Genomic DNA, 6,303 nt, shown 5'->3' with positions numbered 1-6,303 from the left:
CCTCCCTCATCTTCTTCACCTCCCTCATCTTCTTCACCCCTCATCCTCCCCTCATCCCCTATTCCCAGTGAGATCCGCTTTGATCATGTTTGGTTTGGCTACAAGCCGGATGAATATGTGCTGCGCGATTTAGATTTCACCATTTATCCCGGTGAAAAGGTGGCATTGGTGGGACCTACTGGAGCTGGAAAAAGCTCAATCATTCGGCTTTTATGCCGGTTATATGAAGTCACTAAGGGTGGAATTTTGCTGGATGGAAAAGATGTCCGCGATCTGCCGCAGGCAGAGTTACGGCGCAAGATGGCAGTGATTTTACAAGACGGATTTCTCTTTGCCGGAGATGTCAAAGGTAATATTTCACTGGGTGAAACATATTCGATTGAGCAAATTCGGGCGGCTGCCGAGCAAACCAATGTGGCGCAGTTTATTGAGCAATTGCCGCAGGGCTATGATACGATGCTGCGACAACGGGGTACCAATCTATCGGGCGGACAAAAGCAATTGCTAGCCTTTGCCCGAGCAGCAATCCGTAACCCATCTATTCTGGTGCTGGACGAAGCAACTGCCAATTTAGATGTGGGTACTGAATCGATGATTCAGGAAGCCCTGGAACGGTTGCTGGTAGGGCGAACTGCCATCATCATTGCCCATCGTCTCTCAACCATTCGCAATGTCAACCGCATTTTAGTCCTGAAGCAAGGACGATTGATTGAATCAGGGAGTCATGAAGATCTACTGGCAAAAGAAGGTCTCTATGCCAGCCTCTACCGCTTACAAATGCTGGAGTCATAGAAAAACGTTGCTGATGTTGGGAATGAACTTGAACGTGAAACCTTTGGTTTCACGTTCAAGTTCATTCCACTATTAAGCAATGCCGTCCCAGAGGAACCCCATTTGGTCATAAAATCCACGAGCTTACAGCGCTTCGCGCTTGAATATATTTAGATTTTTTGTTGTGTGCCGCGCTCCGCGCGGCACACAACAAAAAATCTGTGGCTTAAGCAATTGAAAATAGCTGTAAGTTAAAAATTTACACCGAAAGTTATGACTGAGTTGAGAGATTGAGATAGAGTGAAGTGCAAGTTTGCATCTCTGGTTTTCAAAACACTCCATCGTTAAATTTACGAGCGAACTATGTCTGAGCGTGTCAGCCTTGACCCCACCCAACTAGATTCTCCGGCAACACCCCTTCCTGATGCTGAAGAAACGGAACCAAGTAGCGATCGCCCTTCGGTTTCTCTCAACCTGACCTCAGCAGACGCGGGAGAGCTTGCCCCAGAGACATTCTTGGGAGCGACAGCTTTGATGGATATGAGCACCTTCTCGGTTGATTCTTATGCCAACCATTTGATGGATGAGTTGTTTGTAGACTTGGAACGGTCGTTAGAACCGGGTGCCAGCTTGCCAACCGAACCTGTCAAACCCCCTGAGCCCGTTTTTCAAGCCAGCTCTTTGCCTGCGATGATTTTGTCTTCCCTGATGCCCCGGCAAGAGTCAGAGTTAGACAAACTAGACAGACTAGATACATTAGACACAACAGACGACATAGACATCAGCAGCCTGGAGCCTCTTCCGGCATCGGGAGAATTGACAGAATCTCAAGACGCGATCGCTCCCAGTACCCAGCATCGAGGCTTGAGTCAGTCGTTTGACCAATTACTGTTTGCCATCGCCTGTGCCTCATTGGTCGCAACAGCTGCCCTCTGGGTTGTGTTTCGCAACACCGGCGAACAGGCAGTCCCCGCTGCAGCAGCTCCTGCCGGACAAACGCAGACAAGCCCAGCCGACACCAGCTTTTTGAACTATATCCAGCGATCGCTCAACAATATCGATCGTCGCACTGAAGCCAACCGCCAAATTGCCGCTGCCACGGGCAATAACCCAGCAGCCGTAGCCTCGGTACCAGGCAGTCCTCCCACGCCTGGGGCTAACCCAACGGTTTTAGAACGCGTCTATATTCCGGTCTATCAACCGCCTCAGGCGATCGCTTCTGCACCCAATGCCCTGCCCAGCACTGTTCCCAATGCCGCAACTCTTCCCCCCGTTCCCGGCACCCCGGCATCTCAACCTACGGTCGCCGCTGCGCCCACATCGATCCCTAATATCGCCCCTTCTGCGACCCATCTTCTGGTAGGGTTATTGGAGCAAGGCGATCGCTCAGTCGCCCTGTTTGAAATCAATGGTGCGGTACAACGCATTCATATCGGTGAAAGCATTGGTTCCAGCGGGTGGGCACTGGTTTCTGTCTCCAATTCAGAAGCAATTGTCCGACGAAATGGAGAAGTGCGATCGATTTTTGTTGGGCAACAATTTTAAGCATTCACACCTCGACCGTACACGATGGCGTTCACAACTAGGGTAGTGTTTCAAAGGTATTGTTAATGTTTAGGAAAGGCGCGCGGCGCGCGCCTTTCCTAAACATTAATCGCAGATCTAGACCATCCCACAAATAGTATTGTGAACAAGGGGCTGTGGGGCAATGCTCCTATGATGAGGTTTTACTGGATTACCCTAAAACCCTGCCCTATTGATAGCGCTTCGCGCCTGGATACATTACAGCTGTTGTGCGAGAGCCGCGCGGCGCGCGGCTCTCGCATAGTAACTTGTACATCACGCAATCAAAAATTGCTATATCTCCTGAACTAGGTCAGCCATATGAAGTTTTGTAAAGTTGCGGATGTTGTTGACTGGCAAAACGAAGAATTCCAGTCTGTCGCATCCATGCTTGGGTTTACAGAAAAAGATCGCAAATCTTGGGAATTCATCCAAGTCTACTTAGTGCTAAAGCACCTCGGCTTACTCAACGGGCAAGCTCGCATTATCGGCTTAGGAGTGGGGCACGAACCCCTGATCTATGCCTTTACCAATGTCTGCGAGTCTGTGATTGCGACTGACCTATACGAATCAGAAAACTGGTCAACCGCAGCCATGAGTACGCAACAGGTATATGAGAAAAACCCGTTTCCCTACCATCCAGAACGGTTGACCGTCCGCCATATGGATATGACCCAGGTGGACTATCCTGACGAAAGTTTTGATTTTGTCTGGAGTTGCTGCTCCATCGAGCATGTCCACAACTTCAAAGACTTGCACAAGGTCTACCAGGAAATTCACCGCATTCTCAAACCCGGAGGAATTGCGGCATTAACCACCGAATTTAACCCCACCGACCTGCACAGCTACGAACCCAATATGCTGTTTACCGATCGCTATTGGATTGAGCATTGGCTAACAGGCGAAAACCCGCTGATTCGTGGTTTTGAGTTACTGGATACACCCGATTGTTCATTAACCGACTCACCCGATAACGAACCTGTTTTGCGCATCAAAATGGGGGGCATCCAGATCCACACCAAAGATATCGTCCTCAACAGTATTTCCTTCTTTTTGCGAAAAGCTGGCGACTTTTCGCAAGCCTATGACGATCGCTGGCTAGACCCTAACATCAATACCTATTTCACCGCTTGCGATGCTTACCGCACAGGGGAGTATGCTCACGCCGAAACCTTGCTGACCCAACTGTTGCAAGATCAGACGTTACCCGCTCGATTTAAGATGGGCATTCGTCATCGCCTCGCGGCTACCCTCGATGCCCAGGGCAAGACTGAAGCCGTTGCCGAGGTTTGTAAAGGTGCCATTCCTGACCATGCCGAGGTTTCCTGTAGCGACCACCTGACACCCTTGGCAATGTATTGCAAAAAGGTGAAGTTGTGGGATGAAGCCAACATACTCTACAAACGCATCGAGCAGTTGCCGGGGGCACATGGCAACCAGATTATTGCCAGTCTAATTGGGCAGGCGCAGTATTTAGGCAGAGCAGAAGACTATGCCGGAGCGTTAGAACTGATTGATCGCGCCGAAGAAACAGCGTCTACGTTACCCGGTGTAGAACCCGATCAGCGGATTTATTTCCATCGCGGACTCTATACCGAAAAGTTGGGGTTGATCGAAGAGGCGATCGCCGCTTATCAACAAACCCTACCCCTGGCAGACCCCACCAGTAAGTTCTATGAAAACTGCAACCTGCGTTTGAGCAAATGCCTGGAGCGTCAAGAACGGAAGCAAACTCGTCAAGCCGCCAAAGCCGCAAAGCCCACGCCACCCGCCGCCGAACCGCCCCAAACCGGATTGCAACAGTTGCGTTCTAAACTATCTGGCTTAAAAAAACTCTTGGGGAGTGGTAGCAATTAAGCAACTGGGAGTCAGCATTACCCATACGCTCCATTGCGTGACATACAAGTTATTGTGAAAGCCTCGCTCTGCGTGGCTTTCACCTAATACCCATCCTCCATCTAGGCACGAAGCGCTATATTCTAAAGCGGAGCTTGCTAGGATAGGAGGGCAAGTCTGAACAGGAGTCTTGGGTATGGCAGTGTTTGATGATTTCAGTCGGTTTTTAGAAGACCGCTTGGATGAATTTCTGCGGAATAACCCTCACCTCGAACTTCAGGCACTGGAAGATAAATTACAAGACCAGGAAGAAGAAACGATTCGGCTGCTGGGGGATTTGCGGCTGAAAGAAAAGAAATTGCAAGATGAAATACTATCCACCGCTCAGGAAGTGCAGCGCTGGCACGTCCGTGTCGAAAAAGCCAGAACTGCCAACCGCCTAGATTTGCTCAAGCCAGCAGAAGAACGCGAGGCGGCGCTATTGCGTCAGGGCAACCAACTCTGGGGACAAATGGAACAGACGAAACAACGGATTCCTGAAACCATCGAGCTGCAACGTCAGATCCAACAAAAGCGCAAAGAAGTTCAAACCAAATTGGTAGAAATGCAGGCGAACCGCTCGGCTAGCAGCTATTCACAAGCTGAGCAACAATGGCAAACGTCGGGATGGAATCAGAGCTATAGCTACGGCAGTCGCGATATGTCTGATCCGTTAGAGCAAAAATTTCGCCAATGGGAAACCGATGAAGACCTGGAAAATCTAAAACGCAGCATGGAACGGTAGGTCGTCACAGTGGGCAAGCTAGATAGAACCCTCAGCAAGAACGCACCTTTAAAGTTTGAGTCAGCGCTCAACCTGAACCTATAGCACTTCGCGCCCGGATAACCTGCGGGTTTTGAGTGAGAGCCACGCTCCGCGTGGCTCTCACTCAAAACCTCGTACTTCATGCCGTGGACAATAGCCATAGCTAGTCGAAGGGCTGGCGAGGACAGGGGCGCGGGAGTTGTGTCCTCAGACAGGGGTTCCACCTCTGCCCCCCGCTGTAATGAACCATGCAATTGCTATATGGGTTTGAGATTATTCCTGAAAACGGGGTGGGGTAAACCCAGGACAGAATTTTAGGGTATTATCCTGACACGAATTATTTCCACCAGCTACTTCGTCTGAAGCGTCATACTATTAATAAAATTTGACTTGGCAAAAGTCGCTCTTTCTATAAATCTTGTCCACTGAGACTTATGTCGATTCATAAATTCCCCCTTAAATCGATTCAAAAGATCAAGCAACATATTAGAAATGCGTTGGCGTTATCTGATGGCGAATATGCTGCCTCGTTTGCCAACTATTCAGGTAGCCCAGATGACATTCCCGAACCCGACTCTTTAGACGAATTGAGTGGTCTGTTTTCGTTTGGGGGAAATGACGATCCCGATTCATCGCTGATCAATTTTCAAAATCATTGGCTGGTCAGTACAGTCAACCCGGCGGCAGCATTATTAAAACTGCCTGGAGTCTGGCTCCATCCTGAATTTCGCCTGGTGAGCTATCTTTATCGTTCTAATCAGCATGGTGACGGTGCCGTCTGGGCAGTGCCAGAAAGCATGAGTACTACGGCACAGCTAGAAAAAGTTTTGGTTGCCAGTGATGATATTACGCAAGCCCCGATGCCAGAAGGAGCATTGCTGCATTTTATGGAAGCCCTAGAGGGCGATCGCTCACCTGCTTCATTTTTGATTGCGTCTATTTTGCGCCGAGAGTTGGAAGAATTTGGGGCACTCGGTAGCTATTGTAAATGGACGCACCATCGCCTGATTGATAGCATTCCAGGTAAAGTCAACTGGCAGTGGCGAGATGCTCAGCCCAACGACTTTTCACCCAAAGTCAAAATTTTGCCCGATGGTCAGGCGGTGGTCGAATTTTTCAGTTGCCGCATTGTTGCCCCTGTCGGACTCTATCGCCATTTCGATCACTATGCGGCAGAACACTACAAAGCCCAAAAACAAGATAAGTTAATCGCAATCGGACATCGGGCGACCTAAGGCAAGGTCAGTACCAACACCTTATTTGCCATCCGATCTAAAGGATCGTGATCTAGAGGATTGTAGTGTGCACTAAACGCGATCGCCCTCATC

5 protein-coding genes are annotated in these 6,303 nt (G+C 49.6%); all 5 read left to right on the top strand.

The window, feature by feature from the left end; all coding sequences use genetic code 11:
- The coding region (locus ACR6Z4_RS31905) for an ABC transporter ATP-binding protein (protein ID WP_479721352.1) at positions 1-792 on the top strand (792 nt) is incomplete at its 5' end.
- Between the two features lie 342 nt (positions 793-1,134).
- Positions 1,135-2,316, top strand: coding sequence for a hypothetical protein (locus tag ACR6Z4_RS31900; protein WP_479721351.1), 1,182 nt, complete (start codon positions 1,135-1,137; stop codon positions 2,314-2,316).
- Positions 2,317-2,655: 339 nt separating this feature from the next.
- Positions 2,656-4,191: a class I SAM-dependent methyltransferase gene (locus ACR6Z4_RS31895; protein ID WP_479721350.1), complete on the top strand. Its 1,536-nt coding sequence runs from the start codon at positions 2,656-2,658 to the stop codon at positions 4,189-4,191.
- Between the two features lie 175 nt (positions 4,192-4,366).
- Positions 4,367-4,954, top strand: coding sequence for a TIGR04376 family protein (locus ACR6Z4_RS31890; protein WP_479721349.1), 588 nt, complete (start codon positions 4,367-4,369; stop codon positions 4,952-4,954).
- Positions 4,955-5,409: 455 nt separating this feature from the next.
- Positions 5,410-6,210: a hypothetical protein gene (locus ACR6Z4_RS31885; RefSeq protein WP_479721348.1), complete on the top strand. Its 801-nt coding sequence runs from the start codon at positions 5,410-5,412 to the stop codon at positions 6,208-6,210.
- Positions 6,211-6,303 lie beyond the last annotated feature (93 nt).

Source organism: Calyptranema fuscum S582, from assembly GCF_055793305.1.
The sequence above is the reverse complement of the archived record's forward strand: the minus strand, read 5'-3'. Positions and strand labels throughout refer to the sequence as shown.